This window comes from Solibacillus sp. FSL W8-0474, assembly GCF_038004065.1.
Lineage (GTDB): Bacteria > Bacillota > Bacilli > Bacillales_A > Planococcaceae > Solibacillus > Solibacillus faecavium.
Genome location: NZ_JBBOQJ010000001.1, coordinates 2546536 through 2563099, shown reverse-complemented (window position 1 = coordinate 2563099; position 16564 = coordinate 2546536). Strand labels below are relative to the sequence as shown.

The 16564-nt window shown below is 37.3% G+C and carries 19 protein-coding genes; 16 read left to right on the top strand and 3 right to left on the bottom strand.

Annotation, left to right across the window (positions count from 1 at the left end):
- From mutL to NYE67_RS12920, 5 genes are all read left to right on the top strand, one after another.
- Window positions 1-1881: a DNA mismatch repair endonuclease MutL gene (gene mutL, locus NYE67_RS12940; protein WP_339213095.1), complete on the top strand. Its 1881-nt coding sequence runs from the start codon at window positions 1-3 to the stop codon at window positions 1879-1881.
- Between the two features lie 22 nt (window positions 1882-1903).
- Complete coding sequence (locus tag NYE67_RS12935; protein WP_191700285.1) at window positions 1904-2821, top strand: alpha/beta fold hydrolase; 918 nt, start codon at window positions 1904-1906, stop codon at window positions 2819-2821.
- Entirely contained in the window at window positions 2814-3713 is a 900-nt protein-coding gene (gene miaA, locus NYE67_RS12930) for a tRNA (adenosine(37)-N6)-dimethylallyltransferase MiaA (RefSeq protein ID WP_191700284.1), read from the top strand. Before NYE67_RS12935 ends, miaA begins: the two co-directional genes overlap by 8 nt.
- Window positions 3714-3798: 85 nt before the next feature.
- Entirely contained in the window at window positions 3799-4029 is a 231-nt protein-coding gene (gene hfq / locus NYE67_RS12925; RefSeq protein WP_191700283.1) for an RNA chaperone Hfq, read from the top strand.
- Window positions 4030-4104: 75 nt separating this feature from the next.
- Complete coding sequence (locus tag NYE67_RS12920; RefSeq protein WP_340730269.1) at window positions 4105-4407, top strand: rhodanese-like domain-containing protein; 303 nt, start codon at window positions 4105-4107, stop codon at window positions 4405-4407.
- A 125-nt stretch (window positions 4408-4532) separates the two neighbouring features.
- Here the strand turns inward: NYE67_RS12920 and NYE67_RS12915 are convergent, their stop codons facing one another.
- Window positions 4533-5141: a trimeric intracellular cation channel family protein gene (locus tag NYE67_RS12915; RefSeq protein ID WP_340730913.1), complete on the bottom strand. Its 609-nt coding sequence runs from the start codon at window positions 5139-5141 to the stop codon at window positions 4533-4535.
- A gap of 122 nt (window positions 5142-5263) precedes the next feature.
- On the opposite strand from NYE67_RS12915, the gene NYE67_RS12910 reads away from it, so the two are divergent.
- The 3 genes from NYE67_RS12910 (at window position 5264) to glnA (ending at window position 8541) form a co-directional block, all read left to right on the top strand.
- Window positions 5264-6511 (top strand): methionine gamma-lyase family protein, encoded by a 1248-nt coding sequence (locus NYE67_RS12910; RefSeq protein ID WP_340730268.1) that lies wholly within the window; start codon window positions 5264-5266, stop codon window positions 6509-6511.
- Between the two features lie 249 nt (window positions 6512-6760).
- Window positions 6761-7144, top strand: coding sequence for a MerR family transcriptional regulator (locus NYE67_RS12905; RefSeq protein ID WP_191700280.1), 384 nt, complete (start codon window positions 6761-6763; stop codon window positions 7142-7144).
- 62 nt (window positions 7145-7206) lie between these two features.
- Complete coding sequence (gene glnA, locus NYE67_RS12900; protein WP_191700279.1) at window positions 7207-8541, top strand: type I glutamate--ammonia ligase; 1335 nt, start codon at window positions 7207-7209, stop codon at window positions 8539-8541.
- A 93-nt stretch (window positions 8542-8634) separates the two neighbouring features.
- Here glnA and NYE67_RS12895 read toward each other — a convergent pair whose 3' ends face one another.
- Complete coding sequence (locus NYE67_RS12895) at window positions 8635-9033, bottom strand: gamma-type small acid-soluble spore protein (RefSeq protein WP_340730267.1); 399 nt, start codon at window positions 9031-9033, stop codon at window positions 8635-8637.
- 225 nt (window positions 9034-9258) lie between these two features.
- On the opposite strand from NYE67_RS12895, the gene NYE67_RS12890 reads away from it, so the two are divergent.
- From NYE67_RS12890 to NYE67_RS12880, 3 genes are all read left to right on the top strand, one after another.
- Window positions 9259-9966 (top strand): DNA alkylation repair protein, encoded by a 708-nt coding sequence (locus NYE67_RS12890; protein ID WP_340730266.1) that lies wholly within the window; start codon window positions 9259-9261, stop codon window positions 9964-9966.
- A gap of 76 nt (window positions 9967-10042) precedes the next feature.
- A complete protein-coding gene (locus tag NYE67_RS12885; RefSeq protein WP_340730265.1) occupies window positions 10043-10588 on the top strand; it encodes a 5' nucleotidase, NT5C type in 546 nt (181 codons plus the stop codon).
- Between the two features lie 118 nt (window positions 10589-10706).
- Entirely contained in the window at window positions 10707-11402 is a 696-nt protein-coding gene (locus NYE67_RS12880; protein WP_340730264.1) for a gamma-glutamyl-gamma-aminobutyrate hydrolase family protein, read from the top strand.
- A gap of 83 nt (window positions 11403-11485) precedes the next feature.
- Here the strand turns inward: NYE67_RS12880 and lexA are convergent, their stop codons facing one another.
- Entirely contained in the window at window positions 11486-12109 is a 624-nt protein-coding gene (gene lexA / locus NYE67_RS12875; RefSeq protein ID WP_340730263.1) for a transcriptional repressor LexA, read from the bottom strand.
- Window positions 12110-12271: 162 nt separating this feature from the next.
- Between lexA and yneA the strand changes: the two genes are divergently transcribed.
- From yneA to tkt, 5 genes are all read left to right on the top strand, one after another.
- Entirely contained in the window at window positions 12272-12619 is a 348-nt protein-coding gene (gene yneA, locus NYE67_RS12870; protein WP_340728497.1) for a cell division suppressor protein YneA, read from the top strand.
- Window positions 12606-13262 carry a YneB family resolvase-like protein gene (locus tag NYE67_RS12865; protein WP_340730262.1) on the top strand — a complete coding sequence of 219 codons (657 nt, stop codon included), beginning with the start codon at window positions 12606-12608 and terminating at the stop codon, window positions 13260-13262. The genes yneA and NYE67_RS12865 overlap by 14 nt, the downstream gene beginning before the upstream one ends.
- 172 nt (window positions 13263-13434) lie before the next feature.
- Window positions 13435-13662 (top strand): lactate dehydrogenase, encoded by a 228-nt coding sequence (locus tag NYE67_RS12860; protein ID WP_340728495.1) that lies wholly within the window; start codon window positions 13435-13437, stop codon window positions 13660-13662.
- A 414-nt stretch (window positions 13663-14076) separates the two neighbouring features.
- The gene (locus tag NYE67_RS12855) at window positions 14077-14313 is read left to right on the top strand and encodes a DUF896 domain-containing protein (RefSeq protein ID WP_191700270.1); all 237 of its coding nucleotides are present in this window, start codon (window positions 14077-14079) and stop codon (window positions 14311-14313) included.
- A gap of 136 nt (window positions 14314-14449) precedes the next feature.
- Window positions 14450-16444 (top strand): transketolase, encoded by a 1995-nt coding sequence (tkt, locus tag NYE67_RS12850; RefSeq protein WP_340730261.1) that lies wholly within the window; start codon window positions 14450-14452, stop codon window positions 16442-16444.
- Window positions 16445-16564 lie beyond the last annotated feature (120 nt).

Below are 16564 nucleotides of genomic sequence, written 5' to 3'. Positions count from 1 at the left end.
TTGGGGAAAATTCAAATAATGGATGAGTGGCTATCCAATAAAATTGCCGCCGGTGAAGTAGTGGAACGTCCCTCGTCCGTCGTCAAAGAATTAGTTGAAAATGCAATTGATGCCGGTAGTACATCGATTGAAGTTTTTCTTGAAGAAGCTGGTCTTAGCTCCATTCAGGTAATAGATAATGGTAGTGGAATGGATGAAGAAGATGCACTTAAATCTTTTTCTCGGCATGCCACATCAAAAATCGAAAAAGAGCAAGATTTATTTAGAATCAGAACACTCGGCTTTCGCGGTGAAGCATTAGCATCAATAGCCTCTGTCTCTAAATTAACATTACGGACATCCGATGGTGAGGGTGGTATGCATTTATATTTAGAAGGAGGACATTTAAAAGAGCATAAACCTGCTGCACTTCGTCGTGGGACAGATATTACTGTAGCCCAGCTCTTTTTCAATACACCGGCTCGACTAAAATATTTAAAGACCATTCAAACGGAACTCGGTCATACAATTGACTTTATTAACCGAATAGCGCTCGGCTACCCAAAGATCGCGATAAAATTGGTGCATAATGATCAAACATTGCTTCAAACAAATGGACGGGGTCAAGTACAGCAAGTATTAGCTGCAATATACGGTGCACATCATGCAAAAAAAATGCTGCCGTTTGAAGCGAGTAATAATGACTATAAAATTCACGGCTTTGCCAGCCTGCCTGAAGTTACCCGTGCATCAAAAAACTATATGTCATTATTCGTCAATGGGCGATGGGTCAAGCACTTTGTTATTCAAAAGGCGATTATTAATGCGTACCATACGTATTTACCGATTGAGCGATTCCCGATTGTCCTTCTCTATGTTGAGGGAGACCCGCAGTTAACCGATGTCAATGTCCATCCTGCAAAGCATCAAGTTCGCTTAAGTAAAGAACCAGAGCTATTAAAGCTAATTGAAGATACAATCCGCTTGGCTATTCGGGAAGAAATACGCATTCCACTGGCAGAAAAAAAGGAAAAGCCAATTCGTCCCGCACAAGAGCAGATGAATATTTGGAATCCTGTAAAAGCATCGGAGCCAGTATTTGATGAGGATAAGCTAACTTCTATTGTGGAAAGATTATCAGGTGATACATCCGTAGTAAAAGAACCGTATGCTCCGCTTTCAGTAGAAAATCAGGATTCCATACAATACGAAGATGCCCATGAAGTGATGTCCCAGATGGAGTTACCTGCAGAACCATTTATGAAATCAGTACCTTCCGAGGAAGAACGGCCAATTGTTCAACCTGAAATAAAACGTCATTTTCCGGATGTTGAAATTGTCGGTCAAATTCACGGGACGTATATAGTGGCACAAATGGAAGACGGCTTTTATTTAATCGACCAGCATGCTGCACAAGAAAGAATTAAGTATGAATATTACCGTGATAAAGTGGGAGAAGTAAATGCAAATGAACGTCAAACATTACTGATGCCTTTAACTTTCCATTATGCTGCAGATGAGGCATTGCGTTTAAAAGAATCTAAAGAAGCGCTTGAGGAAGTGGGCGTTTATTTAGAAGAATTTGGACTTTCTTCATTTGTTGTAAGAGAATATCCGACCTGGTTTCCAAAAGGGGAAGAACAGGAAGTTATTGAAGAATTGATCGAACAGGTTTTAAAAGCTAGAAAAACAGATATCAAAAAATTACGTGAAGATGCAGCGATTATGATGAGCTGCAAAAAGTCCATTAAAGCAAATCATTTTTTAAATAAAGAGCAAATGGAAAGACTGATTAAGGATTTACGAAATGCAGATAATCCATTTACATGTCCACACGGACGCCCTGTTTTAATTCATTTTACATCATATGAAGTCGAGAAAATGTTCAAACGAGTAATGTAAATTCCTAAAAGGGGTGGAGTTTTTGGAACAGCAATCTTTCTTTATAACAATGTCAGATGGGCACGATATATTTGTGCGCACTTTTAAACCAAACCAAGTAACGATGGGGCATGTTCATATTTTGCATGGAATGGCCGAGCATAGTCAACGCTATGAAGCTTTTGCCGAAAAACTCTGTGAAGAAGGCTATTTCGTAACAGCCCATGATCATCGAGGTCACGGATATACAGCACAAAAAAATGGTATGCCCGGTTATTATGGTGATCAGAATGGTTTTGAACGTGTAGTGGAGGATGTATATGAAATACTCGCAAATTTAACAGAAAAAACAACAGGTCGTCCAATTTTATTTGGCCATAGTATGGGCTCATTTATTGCTCGACGCTTCATACAGCAACATAGCGGAATGATTGAACGCTTAGTATTGAGCGGTACAGGTTCTGCAAAATTACTACATGAAGCTGGTCATGCCATTGCAGGTCAATTAGTGAAATTGCAAGGCGCAAAAGAACAAAGTCTCCTAATGCATAAGCTTAGTTTCGCAGGTTTTAACCGGCACATAGAAAATCCAAAAACAAACTTTGACTGGCTCACTACTGATGAAGACGAAGTGAAAAAGTATATTGAGGATCCTTTATGCGGTTTTATCGCGACTCACCAATTTTTTTCAGATTTAACCGGTGGGATTCTTACGTTAAAAAACAAAAATCAAAATGCACGCATTCGTCCTGATTTAAAAATATTGCTCATAAGCGGTACACTTGACCCGATTGCAGATGAAAATGGGAAAAGTGTTCTGCGTACAGGTAAACAGCTTGTGGACGCTGGGCTGGAGCATGTGAAGGTACATTTGCTTGAAGGAATGCGACATGAAATATTAAATGAAAAAAAGAAGGATCAAGTAATGGAAATAATAGTACGGTGGTTAAAAGATGAATAATAAAATTGATGTAGTGGCCATTATTGGCCCTACAGCATCTGGTAAAACAGCGTTGAGCATACGTTTAGCAAAAGAAATAGATGGGGAAATCATTAATGGGGATTCAATGCAAGTCTATCGCCATATGGATATCGGTACAGCAAAAATCACTGTTGATGAAATGGAAGGGATTCCACATCATCTGTTAAGTATTAAAGAACCTACAGAAGCATTTTCCGTAGCAGAATATCAACAGCTAGTCCGAGGGAAAATTGAAGAAATTCAAGCCCGCGGTAAAATGCCAATTATCGTAGGGGGAACGGGACTTTATGTACAGTCAGTACTCTATGATTTTCAATTTACAAAACAAGAAGTCGATGAAGAAGCGCGTCTTAAATATTATGAGGAATTGGAGAAATTAGGTCCAGAAGCGATGCACGCCAAATTAGCAATAATTGATCCAGCTTCTGCAGCAGAAATTCATCCGAATAATACGAGACGCGTCATTCGTGCATTGGAAATGGCAGAGCTTGCCGGTGTATCCCGCGCAGAAGAGCAATTTAACCGCGGTAATATTCCCCTATACAATCATTTAATTATCGGACTGGACATGGACCGTGCGAAATTATATGAACGTATAAATTTACGTGTAGATTTGATGATGAAAGCTGGTCTGCTTGAAGAAGTGCGAGCATTATATAATGCGGGTATCCGGGATGTACAGTCGATTAAGGCGATTGGCTATAAAGAGTTGTATGCATATTTTGATGGTTTAGTAACACTTGAAGAAGCAATCGAACAAATTAAGCAAAACTCCCGTAGGTACGCTAAACGCCAATTGACATACTTCCGAAATAAAATGGATATCTCTTGGATTGGAAATGATTGGGATGCCGTTAGAAGTATAATCTAAAATATTTTAAATTTAAAAGGTAAATCTTACATGAATAACGAATAATTAACTATTGCATGTATACTATGGTAAGGGAGATTAGACGATGATGAAATCACTGAATTTGCAGGATACGTTTTTAAATAATTTACGCAAAAACAATACTTTTGTAACGGTATTTTTACTGAATGGTTTCCAACTAAAAGGCTTAATTAAATCTTATGATAATTTTACTGTTTTACTGGAATCAGAAGGGAAGCAGCAATTAATTTACAAGCATGCCATTTCTACTTTTGTTCCTGCCAAAAATGTTGCATTACTTGATGAAGAAGAGTAATCCGGCTAAACGGTAGCGCAATATTAATTGTTTGATTATAATGACTAAGATGGTACAAGTATTGGAGGAATTATAATGAAAACAATGACGACAGATGAACTGATTAATTTATTGGATGCGAATGAAGATTTGAATGTAATCGATGTACGTGAAAATTTTGAAGTGGAGCACGGAATGATCCCAGGTGCAGTACATATTCCACTTGGTTCTATTCCGGAACGTACAGATGAATTGGATAGTTCGAAATCATATATAGTTGTATGTAAAGGTGGCGTTCGTAGTGCGAATGCTTGTGAATATTTAGCGGAAAATGGCTTTGATGTAACGAATCTCGAAGGCGGTATGATGGCCTATGACGGAGAGTTGGAATTCAAGTAATTATTAACAGGGGAATGTTGGGCAGTGTTTAGGACACGCTCCCTTTCAATTGTAGCCGCACATATTTTCCAACTAAAATAGCTGTATCAAAAGTAAATTTGACTTTTGATACAGCTTTTTTATGCTTATTTTGCTATGCTTATTTTTTTCGAAGGCAATCCCCAGCCCTTTGTATACGATAAAATACGCAAAGCAGTAATTAGGACAAATAAGATATACAAAAATATATCACCTTTAAAGATTTCAAGCCCAAGTAAGAAACCGGCACATGCAGCCCAAACCCCATATATTTCATGACGTAGAACTATCGGTTTTCTTCCAGCAAGAAGATCACGTACAACACCACCACCAGCTCCTGTTAATACTGCTGCTACGATAACAGCGGCAAGGGGCAAATCTAAATGGACAGCATACATCCCGCCCTGAATTGCAAAAGCAGACAATCCAATTGCATCGGTTACATTTCCCCAACGATTCCAATGTTTTATAAAGTGATTCGGTATTAAAAAGAAAATGGTAATAGCAGCTAGTGCAATTTGAAACATCATTTCCTGATTCCATAAAGTCGAAACTGGTAAACCAATCAATATATTACGGATTGCACCCCCACCAAAAGCTGTAACAATTCCTAATATATAAACACCAAATAAATCGTACTCTTCTTCCATAGCTACAATTGCGCCTGATATTGCAAATGCTATGGTCCCGATAACACTGAATACCTCCCAAGCCATATTCATCTCTCCCAATCCAACTAATACTATCGCCATGAGGATAGCAGTTTTTCAAACATTCGTCAAAACTAATTTTTTTAAGGTATAATAGTAACAGTTTGAACAGAATGGAGCAGTAAATCATGGCATTTCAATCATTATTAACACCAGAAACTATAAAGCTAGCGACGAAAGTTGAAGAAAAGGTTCGTACTTATCATCAACAAGTAGATGACCGCGCATTTTTTAACCAACAAAAAGTACTAGCTGCTTTTCGAAATAATCAAGTAAGTGATTTTCATCTGCATCCTTCTACAGGATATGGTTATGATGATGAGGGTCGGGACAATTTAGAGCGTGTATATGCGGAAACTTTCGGAGCGGAAGCAGCAATTGTACGTCCGCAAATTATATCTGGCACACATGCGATAACATTAAGTTTATTTGGCATTCTACGACCTGGTGACGAACTTCTTTATATTACCGGGAAACCTTACGATACACTTCAATCAATCGTTGACGGCGGCGAAAAAGATACGGGATCATTAAAGGATTACAAAATTGGCTATTCTCATGTTGATCTAATCGGAAATAAGGAAATCGATTGGGAAGCTGTGAAAAATGCAGTTAACGAAAATACAAAGATGATTGCAATTCAGCGCTCAAAAGGCTACGCAACACGTCCATCCTTTACAATTGAACAAATTTCACAAATGGTTTTAAAAATTAGGGAAATTGCACCGAATGCAGTTATTTTTGTTGATAATTGTTACGGTGAATTTGTGGAGTTGCTTGAACCTACAGAAGTAGGTGTAGATTTAATGGCTGGTTCTTTAATTAAAAATCCTGGTGGGGGCTTTGCAAAAATAGGCGGCTATATTGCAGGACGCGCAGATCTAGTAGAAAAATGCGCATACCGTATGACTTCACCTGGTATTGGTGCTGAAGCGGGTGCATCATTGAATACGTTAGCAGATTTTTATCAAGGGTTTTTCATGGCACCGCATATTGTTGCGCAAAGTTTAAAAGGTGCGATTTTTACATCGGCAATGTTAGAAGAAATCGGAATGACGACATCTCCTCATTATACGGATGTACGAACAGATTTAATTCAATCTGTAGCATTCCGGACTCCAGAACAAATGGTAGCGTTTTGTCGTGAAATTCAGGCAGCTTCTCCTATCAATGCTCATTTTGCCCCGGAACCTGCATATATGCCCGGTTATGAAGATGACGTTATTATGGCAGCGGGAACATTTGTTCAAGGATCAAGCATTGAATTAACTGCTGATGGTCCAATTCGTCCTCCATATACAGCTTTTGTCCAAGGCGGCTTAACATATGAACATGTTAAATATGCGATTTGCGCAGCTGTCCAAAAATTAACTTAATTTTTAAAAAAAATCGTCTATTTTATGGACGATTTTTTTAATTAAATAATAATATTAGGAAAATATTTAAAATACACGCTGTTTTTATAGAATTTAGGGTAATAGTATATAGTCTGTTCAATTTGTGATGGTCACTTCTCTAAGTCTAGTATGTAAAATGCTGATTTATACAACGTATGTCAGTTTTTCTAACATATAATTGACAATGTACGTAACAAGTCGTAATATAGCGGTAAGGGGGTGAATTAAATGAGTAGTGAAATTCGACGTTCAATGCCACTATTATCGATAAGTATCGTCATGCAATTAACGGATCTTACAGCCAGACAAATCCGTTATTACGAAGAGCATGATTTAATTCAGCCACACCGTACAGAAGGTAATCGTCGAATGTTTTCATTAAACGATGTCGATATCTTATTGGAAATTAAGGATATGCTCGAACAGGGTATTAATATGGCAGGTATAAAGAAAGTATTTGACATGAAAAATGACCCAGCAATACAACAGGCGAGTAAAGAAGTTATTTCGGATTCAGATTTACGTAAAATTTTGCGTGAAGAGATGCGACAAGCTCAGCGCATGCAAAAGACATCTCTTCGACAAGGGGATTTATCACGCTTTTATCAATAGCGTGTAAATTATATAAATTTGATAAAAATCGGTACTGAACAATTATAGGAGTGTGGAATTTAGTGGGTAAATATACAAAAGAAGATATTAAGCAACTCGTACAAGAACAACAAGTAAAATTCATTCGTTTACAGTTTACAGACATTTTAGGGACAATTAAAAACGTAGAGATTCCAGTAAGCCAACTAGATAAAGCGTTGGATAACAAAATGATGTTTGATGGCTCTTCAATCGAAGGTTTTGTACGTATTGAAGAATCTGATATGTACTTATACCCAGATTATGATTCATTTATGATCTTCCCATGGACTGCCGAAAAAGGGAAAGTAGCGCGATTCATCTGCGATATTTATAATCCAGACGGTACTCCATTTGCGGGTGATCCACGTAATAACTTAAAGCGTGTTTTGAAGGAAATGGAAGAGTTAGGTTACACTAACTTCAACTTAGGACCTGAACCAGAATTTTTCCTATTTAAATTAGATTCAAAAGGTGAACCAAGTCTTGAAGTAAATGACCATGGTGGCTACTTCGACTTAGCACCTACAGACCTTGGTGAAAATTGCCGCCGTGACATCGTGTTAGAGTTAGAAGAAATGGGCTTTGAAATTGAAGCTTCACATCATGAAGTTGCACCTGGCCAACATGAAATTGACTTTAAATATGCAGATGCCATTACTGCTTGTGACAATATTCAAACATTCAAATTAGTTGTTAAAACAATTGCTCGTAAGCATGGCTTACATGCTACATTCATGCCAAAACCTTTATTCGGTGAAGCTGGATCAGGAATGCACTTTAACGTTTCTTTATTTAAAGGAAAAGAGAATGCTTTTTATGATCAATCTACTGAATTAGGTCTATCTGAATCGGCAATGCAGTTTATGGCAGGTATACTTGAGCACGTACAAGGTTTTACAGCGATTACAAACCCAACAGTTAACTCTTATAAACGTTTAGTACCGGGCTATGAAGCGCCATGTTATGTAGCATGGTCAGCGCAAAACCGTTCTCCGCTTATCCGTATTCCTTCTTCTCGTGGAGTTTCAACACGTATAGAAGTTCGTTCAGTGGATCCATCGGCAAACCCATATTTAGCGATGGCAGTTATTTTAGAGGCTGGTTTGGAAGGTATTCGTAGAAAGTTAACTCCACCACCAGCAATTAACCGTAACATTTATGTAATGAACGAAGAAGAGCGTAAAGCAAACGGTATCGATAATTTACCAGCAGCATTAGACGACGCGTTAACATTACTTTCAAAAGACGAGGTTGTGCAAAAAGCATTAGGCAACCACATTTATGCAAACTTTAAAGAAGCAAAAGAAATCGAGTTTGATATGTACCGTTCAACTGTTCATCAGTGGGAACGCGATCAATATATGAAGATGTACTAATAGTAGTGTTGGGGCGTTTTGTCCCAACGCTTTTTTTCTTTTTTAAGGAGAAAAACCGGCAATATTAATTGCCGGTATGGGGATGATATTCAATTATTTACCGTTTTGGGAACGATTCTTTGCAAATAATCCAGAAGCTTGCTGCTTTTTGGCTTCAGCTTGTTGGTTTTGCTTTTTGACTTGGCTTACATCTGTTTCCATTCCAAACTCCGCGTTTATTGAACTAAGTTTCTTTTGTAAACCACTATTAGCAAATAAGCCGGAAGCTTGTTGCTTTTTAGCTTCAGCTTGTTGGTTTTGCTTTTTAACTTGGTTCACATTGGTCTCCATTCCAAATTCCGCGTTCATTGAACTAGGGCTTTTTTGTAAACCGTTATTAGCGAATTGACCAGAAGCTTGCTGCTTTATAGCTTCAGCCTGCTGGTTTTGCTTAATAACCTTGTTAACGTCTGTTTCCATCCCAAATTCAGTATTCATGTTTTTGTTTTTCATGAATATCACCTCCTGAATTTATTCTGTTCAGAGGTTGTTTTATTATTCTATGGAATATATTTACTTTTAAATGATAAAAGGGATTTTTATCTGTTATCTTGAATTCATATTACATACTCGTGAAGTGTAAAAACTATACAATGGTTATTATGTACATTTAATTGCAGATGATATATATAAGGGAAAAAAAACCGTTTTACATCCAGATTAAAGGAGCAGATTAATATGGATTTCAATATGATAATACATGAACTAGAAAAATTAGGAAAAGAACGAACGAAAAAAATTTACATGTCTAACGGAGCAAAGGAACCGCTATTTGGTGTAACGATTGGCTCGATGAAACCATATGTTAAGCAAATCAAAATAGACCAGGAACTTGCGGAACAATTATATGCAACTGGCAACTATGATGCGATGTATTTTGCCGGAATCATCGCAGATTCAAAAGCAATGTCGGAAGCAGATTATAATCGATGGATTGAGCAAGCCTATTTTTATATGATATCTGATTATATTGTTGCAGTTACATTAGCGGAATCTGAAATTGCCCAACAAGTAAGCGATAAATGGATTGCAAGTGGAGAAGAGCTGAAAATGTCTGCTGGCTGGCATTGTTATTGCTGGCTCCTCGGTAATAGAAAAGATGAGGAGTTCTCAGTTCAGAAAATGAAGGAAATGCTTGAACAGGTAAAACAAAATATCCACCGAGTACCACCACGTACACAAGTTGCGATGAATAACTTTGTAATGACTGTCGGTATTTCTTTTAAGCCATTACATAATGAGGCGTTGCAAATTGCAGAGGATATTGGTGAGGTAGAAATTAAGCATAAAGGGAAAAAGCCTGGAAAAGTAAACGCGTATGCAGAAATTGTAAAGCAAGTTGAAAAAGGGCGTATCGGATTTAAACGCAAATATGTTCGTTGTTAGTTGTAGAGAGTAATACCTTGTTATTTCACGATATAATTGTATAAACTTAAATTAGAAATTTCAAGGAGGAAATTATATGAAGAAAAGTATTGCGATTGATATGGACCAGGTTTTAGCTGACTTTTATTCTAAGTTACGTATTACTTACAATGAGAATTTTGGCACTTCCTTTACGGACGAGGAATTTTTATTAACTACGCAGCGTGATTTACCACGTGAAGATGCGAAGAAACTATTTGCACTATTAAATGAGCCAGATTATTTCCGTGATTTGGACTTACTGGATGACGATGCAATTGAAGTCATTCAGGAGCTGCAGGAGCATTATGAAATCTTTATAGCTACTGCTGCAATGGATGTACCGGGATCATTCACAGCCAAATATGATTGGCTAATCAAGCATTTTCCATTCATCAAAACACAAAATATTGTATTTTGCGGAAATAAAGCAGTTATACATACCGATTATTTAATTGACGACAGTCCAAGACAACTTGCGGCATTTAAAGGAACAGGACTATTGTATTCAATGCCATACAATCGGGCAGAAGAAGGATATACACGCGTCCATAATTGGAAAGAAATTAAGGAATATTTTATAAAACAACTTGAAATTGTATAGTCAAACAGGGTCTGCATTTAGCAGCCCCTTTATTTGTAAATTTTTGTAGTCATTTAAGGCGATATAATAGTATAATTTAAAATATTTGAATTATTTTTTAACTTTAAGGGGATAGAAAATGAAGCCGATTATTGGATTAACGATGTATGACTTTGACAAGAAAATGGATATTAATAATGTCTATTTAACATCAATTGAACAAGCAGGGGGAATTCCGATTTGTATTCCGAATGCGACGAAAGGCAATGTTGAGGCTTTATTGGATATTGTTGATGGTATTGTATTAATTGGTGGTGCGGATATCGATCCGTTATTATTTAATGAAGAGCCGCATCGTAATATCGGGAGTGTAGTACGAAAGCGTGATGACAGTGATCTTTTATTAATGAATGAAGCATTTAAAAGACAAATGCCCATTCTAGGTATTTGCCGAGGACAGCAGATTTTGAATGTAGCCTTTGGAGGTACGATTATTCAGGATATTCCATCACAGGTAGAAAATATAGTCCAACATAAGCAACCATCCAAGCGCGGAGAATTAGCCCACACTGTTGATGTGAAAACACCAAAGTTTAAAGCGATTTTTGGAGAAGAATCATTTCGTGTGAATACTTTCCATCACCAATCAGTAGGGAAATTAGGGAAAGGTCTGATCACATCGGCTGTTGCAAAAGACGGTATAATTGAGGGAATAGAGCACGAATCCCATCCATATTGTGTGGCTGTACAGTGGCACCCTGAAGAGTTGGCACCAAACGGTGATATTTATGCACAACGTTTATTTAGTAGTTTTATAAATGCATGTAAAAAATAAAGGAGGACCCAGTCGATTTCGGCTGGGTTTTTTGTTTGAAAAAGAAAAAGCTTGCCGATTCTATTAGAATGGCAAGCTTTTAATTAATGAATATTTCGATATAGCCCTACTACTTTACCTAAAATTGATACTTGATTAACAATAATCGGCTCCATTGAACTGTTTTCAGGTTGTAGACGGAAATGAGTTTTTTCTTTGTAGAAACGCTTCACAGTCGCCTCATCTTCTTCGGTCATTGCAACAACAATTTCTCCATTGCTTGCAGTAGAAGTTTTCTTGACGATAACGTAATCCCCATTTAATATGCCTGCTTCAATCATTGATTCACCCATTATTTCAAGCATAAATAACTCATCTTCTGATGATCCATATGCATCGGGCAGCGGGAAATATTCTTGGATATCTTCAATAGCTGAAATAGGTAAACCAGCTGTAACTTTACCGATTAATGGTACGTGAATTACACCTTGCTTAGCTATTGGTAGCTCTTCTTGATCTAAAATTTCAATGGCACGCGGTTTAGTAGGGTCGCGACGTATAAGCCCTTTACTTTCTAATCGAGCTAAATGCCCGTGGACAGTTGAACTAGAAGCTAAACCTACTGCCTCTCCAATTTCACGAACTGAAGGCGGATAGCCTTTTGAACGAACTTCCTCTTTTATAAAAGTTAGAATAGCTTCTTGTCGCTTGGAAATTTTTTGTGTCAACTAACTCACCTCTTTATCATGCTATTTTTCTTAGTGTAAGTATAGCAGTATGCGAACACGAATGCAAACATAAGTTCGAAAAAACGGTTGACAAAAACATATGTTCGTATTATTATGGGAACAAACATTCCGAACGTATATTCGAAAAGAGGGGTTTTTATTATGAAAAAAATTAAGTTAAACAGCTTCACATCAATGTTTCTCATGTTTTCTATTCTATTATTGGTATTAATATTCCATAAAGACAATAATATAGAATTATACGAACAAGTATCTATCGAACAAGGAGATACTTTATGGTCGCTTGCAGACCATTATCGTGGTAAAATGGCAACGCATGATTGGATAAACAAAGTGAAAAAAGAAAACGGCCTACGAGATGGAAAAGTTGTTTCAGGACAAATATTGGTTGTACCAGTTGAAAAGGAAGCCCAATATATTGTTCAGTTGAATGAATCATCCGATGTGTCGACAATTAAGGTAGCGAGAGATAATAATGAAAAAAACTAAAGCAGTAATTTATTGCCGAGTCAGTACCGAAAAAAGTGCGCAAGAAACATCGTTGCAGCGCCAGCAAGAGGAACTTACGAAATATGCAAGAGCATTCGGTTTTAAAGAAGTAGAGATTTTTACGGATCAACATAGCGGCTATGACGTGGAACGTGATGGATTACTGGATATGCTCGATTATATGAGGGAAAATAAGATCAAAGCATTATTTGTTCAGGACGAAACTCGTTTAGGGCGAGGGAATGCAAGAATGGCAGTTCTCCATCTATTACAAAAATACGAAGCGACTGTTTATACATTGAATGATGCTGGTCCTGTAGTGTTAAATGAGATGGATACGATGCTGCTTGAAATATTGGCTGTAGTTGAAGAGTATCAGCGACGTATGCACAATGCTAAAATTCGTCGGGGAATGCGTCGAGCAGTAGAAAACGGGTATCAACCCCAAAATAATTTAAAAAACCGTGGGAATATTGAAGGTCGCGAACGAAAGGATGTACCAGTTGAAGAAATTGTTCAGCTCCGTCAAAAAGGCTTAACGTTTGCTGAAATAGCCACTACCATATCAGGCTTGGGTATACCCATTAGTAAAGCAACAGTACATAGACGATATATTGAATATATGGAGCATTTTGAAGATTAAAATTGTCCTTAAGATATCGCAACACAATTACAGGAATTCTATAGCAATTATAAAAATTAACTAAAGTATTACAGAAGAGTCACGTTCATTTGAGCGTGGCTTTTTATTATGATTTATTTAGTTTGTGGAATGATATGAATCAGAAGGTATTAAAGTATTAGGAGGAGAAATTTTGGACGTATTATTAGAACAAATTCGTAAAGATCTGGACTATTTAAATTCACAAGGTAAGCACGTAAAAAAAATTAAAATGAATTCTAAGGTTTTTGAAAGGATGACTAACAAGCTTACTGATGTTGAAGTTAAGAATGATGCGGTTACTGTATTTGGAATTAGTATTGAAGCAGATGACAATACCGAAAAATTTGCATTTATTTTAGATGAGGCGACTAGGACTTAAGTAGAAAGGCTCTGTAGTGAGCATAATATGTATAAAAACATTTAAATTGGTTGAAGGGAAGGGGCCGACACCAACGTGAACAGCGAAATTTATTTTGCGACGAGTAATCGCAGGAGAACCAACGTCTAAGACGACAGACTCAAGTCGTTCCCATGGAAAGTGTTCCCGGATCGGATACCAATTTTTCACGCATCAGAAAAAGCGTTTTTTATAGCGATGATGAATAAATGAGTGAATATAATCTTAAGTTTAATTGCATTCCATAGTAAAATTTATGTCGTGTTTTTAGCTCAAACCTTATTATTTCAATGTTTTTACGCTGTAAGAGTAGTTACTTTCAAAGCGTTTTTACTTGCCCTTCCAGTCTTTTTTTTATACCTTTGTATTATTGGTATGTAGAAAGGTGAGATTAAGATGTTATCAAAAGAAAAATTAGCTCGAATTAATGAGCTTTCAAAATTAGCAAAAGAAGGAAAGTTAACGGAAGAATTAGCAAAGGAACGTACGGCACTGCGCAAGGAATATTTAGACACATTCCGTTCGACTATGCGCGATACGATAGAGCATATGAAAGTTATTGATGAAGAAGGTAATGATGTAACGCCAGAAAAATTAAAACAAATAAAATCGCAAAAAAACTTTCTAAATTAGAATGTTTAATAATATGACACATTTCTTATAAAGTATGACATATTTTAATAAACTCAATTAGAAAAGATTGTTTTCTTAGGGGAATTTGTCTAAACTATAGGATGTAGAATTATCGTACGAGAAAGGATGTCACACAATGACACAACAGATGGATCAGTTAGCAATTAGCGCAATCCGTACATTATCAATCGATGCAATAGAGAAGGCAAACTCAGGTCACCCAGGTTTACCAATGGGTGCAGCTCCAATGGCTTATACTTTATGGACGAAGCAATTACGTCATAACCCACAAAATCCAAATTGGTACAATCGTGACCGCTTTGTATTATCGGCTGGACATGGCTCAATGCTTTTATATAGTTTATTGCACTTAGGTGGATATGGTTTAGAGATGGAAGAAATAAAAAATTTCCGCCAGTGGAATTCTAAAACTCCAGGACATCCGGAATATGGTCATACAGTAGGTGTTGAAGCAACTACAGGTCCATTAGGGCAAGGTATTGCGATGTCAGTAGGTATGGCAATGGCTGAGCGTCATCTAGCTGCAACATACAATAAGCCAGGTTTAGATATTGTAGACCACTATACATTTGCGCTATGTGGCGATGGTGATTTAATGGAAGGTGTTGCTGCAGAAGCGATTTCACTTGCAGGACACTTGAAATTGGATAAGTTGATTGTGCTATATGATTCAAATGATATTTCACTTGATGGTGATCTGGAAAAGTCATTCTCAGAAAACATCCAAAAGCGTTTTGAATCTTATGGTTGGAATTATTTAAAAGTTCAAGATGGTACTGATCTTGTTGAAATTAATACAGCGATTGAAAAAGCAAAACAAAATACTGGCGGACCAACAATTATCGAAGTTAAGACTGTCATCGGTTTTGGTTCTCCAAATAAATCAGGTAAAGCGGATTGCCATGGTGCGCCACTTGGATTTGATGAAGTTGCTTTAACGAAAGCTGCATATGCTTGGGAACATGAGTCATTCTTCGTACCAAATGAAGTGTACGAAACATTTAAAGCGGCAAGCGAAATACAGGGTGTACAAGCGGAAGCTTCTTGGAATGAACTGTTCGAAAGCTACAAAAATGAATATCCGGAGCTAGCTACACAATTTGTAAATGCAATGGAAAACAATTTACCGGAAAACTTTGCTTCTGAATTACCAGTATACGAAGCTGGCACTGCAGTAGCAACGCGTTCATCTTCTGGTGATGCAATCAATGCCATTGCAAAAACTACTCCTTCATTCTTTGGTGGTTCTGCAGACTTGGCAGGTTCAAACAAAACAACGATTAAAGGCGCTGGAGATTTCTTCGCTGATACTCCAGAAGGTCGTAATATTTGGTTTGGTGTACGTGAATTTGCAATGGGTGCTGCAATGAACGGTATGGCATTACACGGAGGATTAAACGTATTTGGCGGTACATTCTTCGTATTCTCAGACTATGTTCGTCCTGCAATTCGTTTATCAGCATTAATGGGCTTACCTGTAACGTATGTATTTACACACGATTCTATTGCAGTAGGGGAAGATGGCCCTACTCATGAGCCTGTCGAGCATTTAGCATCATTACGTGCAATGCCAAATCTTTCGGTTATTCGCCCGGCAGATGCAAATGAATCTGTTGCAGCATGGAAATTAGCTTTAGAAAGTAAGTCAGTTCCAACTGTATTAGTTTTATCTCGTCAAAATTTACCGGTGTTGGACGTAGCGAAAGATGCTGTATATGAAGGTGTTGAAAAAGGTGCCTATGTCGTTGCTGCATCAGTAAAAGAAACACCGGATGCTATTTTAATTGCAACGGGTTCTGAAGTTGGCTTAGCTGTAGAGGCGAAAAAAGCGCTACTGGAAGAAGGAATTGATGCATCTGTTGTATCAATGCCGTCAATGGACCGTTTTGAAAAGCAATCTAAAGAATACAAAGAGTCTGTATTACCAAAAGTTGTGACAAAACGTTTAGCAATCGAAATGGGTTCATCATTCGGTTGGCATAAATATGTTGGCTTTGAAGGTGACGTACTAGCAATTGATAAATTCGGTGCATCAGCGCCTGGAGAAATTGTTATAAAAGAATATGGCTTCACTGTAGAAAATATAGTTGCTAAAGTAAAAGCACTTTAATTTAAAGTTTAAATGTCACTTGTCTACTAGACCAAGTGGCATTTTTTTAACTTCTTATCGTGTGCATTCCCGGTTATTTTAGAAGAACATACTAACTTACATATTTCCGATACAAACTGC

Coding starts and splice junctions, on each gene's coding strand:
- miaA (WP_191700284.1), top strand. CDS start 2,814: ATGAATAATAAAATTGATGTAGTGGCCATTATTGGCCCTACAGCATCT.
- hfq (WP_191700283.1), top strand. CDS start 3,799: ATGATGAAATCACTGAATTTGCAGGATACGTTTTTAAATAATTTACGC.
- NYE67_RS12920 (WP_340730269.1), top strand. CDS start 4,105: ATGAAAACAATGACGACAGATGAACTGATTAATTTATTGGATGCGAAT.
- NYE67_RS12915 (WP_340730913.1), bottom strand. CDS start 5,141: ATGGCTTGGGAGGTATTCAGTGTTATCGGGACCATAGCATTTGCAATA.
- NYE67_RS12910 (WP_340730268.1), top strand. CDS start 5,264: ATGGCATTTCAATCATTATTAACACCAGAAACTATAAAGCTAGCGACG.
- NYE67_RS12905 (WP_191700280.1), top strand. CDS start 6,761: ATGAGTAGTGAAATTCGACGTTCAATGCCACTATTATCGATAAGTATC.
- NYE67_RS12895 (WP_340730267.1), bottom strand. CDS start 9,033: ATGAAAAACAAAAACATGAATACTGAATTTGGGATGGAAACAGACGTT.
- NYE67_RS12890 (WP_340730266.1), top strand. CDS start 9,259: ATGGATTTCAATATGATAATACATGAACTAGAAAAATTAGGAAAAGAA.
- NYE67_RS12885 (WP_340730265.1), top strand. CDS start 10,043: ATGAAGAAAAGTATTGCGATTGATATGGACCAGGTTTTAGCTGACTTT.
- NYE67_RS12880 (WP_340730264.1), top strand. CDS start 10,707: ATGAAGCCGATTATTGGATTAACGATGTATGACTTTGACAAGAAAATG.
- yneA (WP_340728497.1), top strand. CDS start 12,272: ATGAAAAAAATTAAGTTAAACAGCTTCACATCAATGTTTCTCATGTTT.
- NYE67_RS12865 (WP_340730262.1), top strand. CDS start 12,606: ATGAAAAAAACTAAAGCAGTAATTTATTGCCGAGTCAGTACCGAAAAA.
- NYE67_RS12855 (WP_191700270.1), top strand. CDS start 14,077: ATGTTATCAAAAGAAAAATTAGCTCGAATTAATGAGCTTTCAAAATTA.
- tkt (WP_340730261.1), top strand. CDS start 14,450: ATGACACAACAGATGGATCAGTTAGCAATTAGCGCAATCCGTACATTA.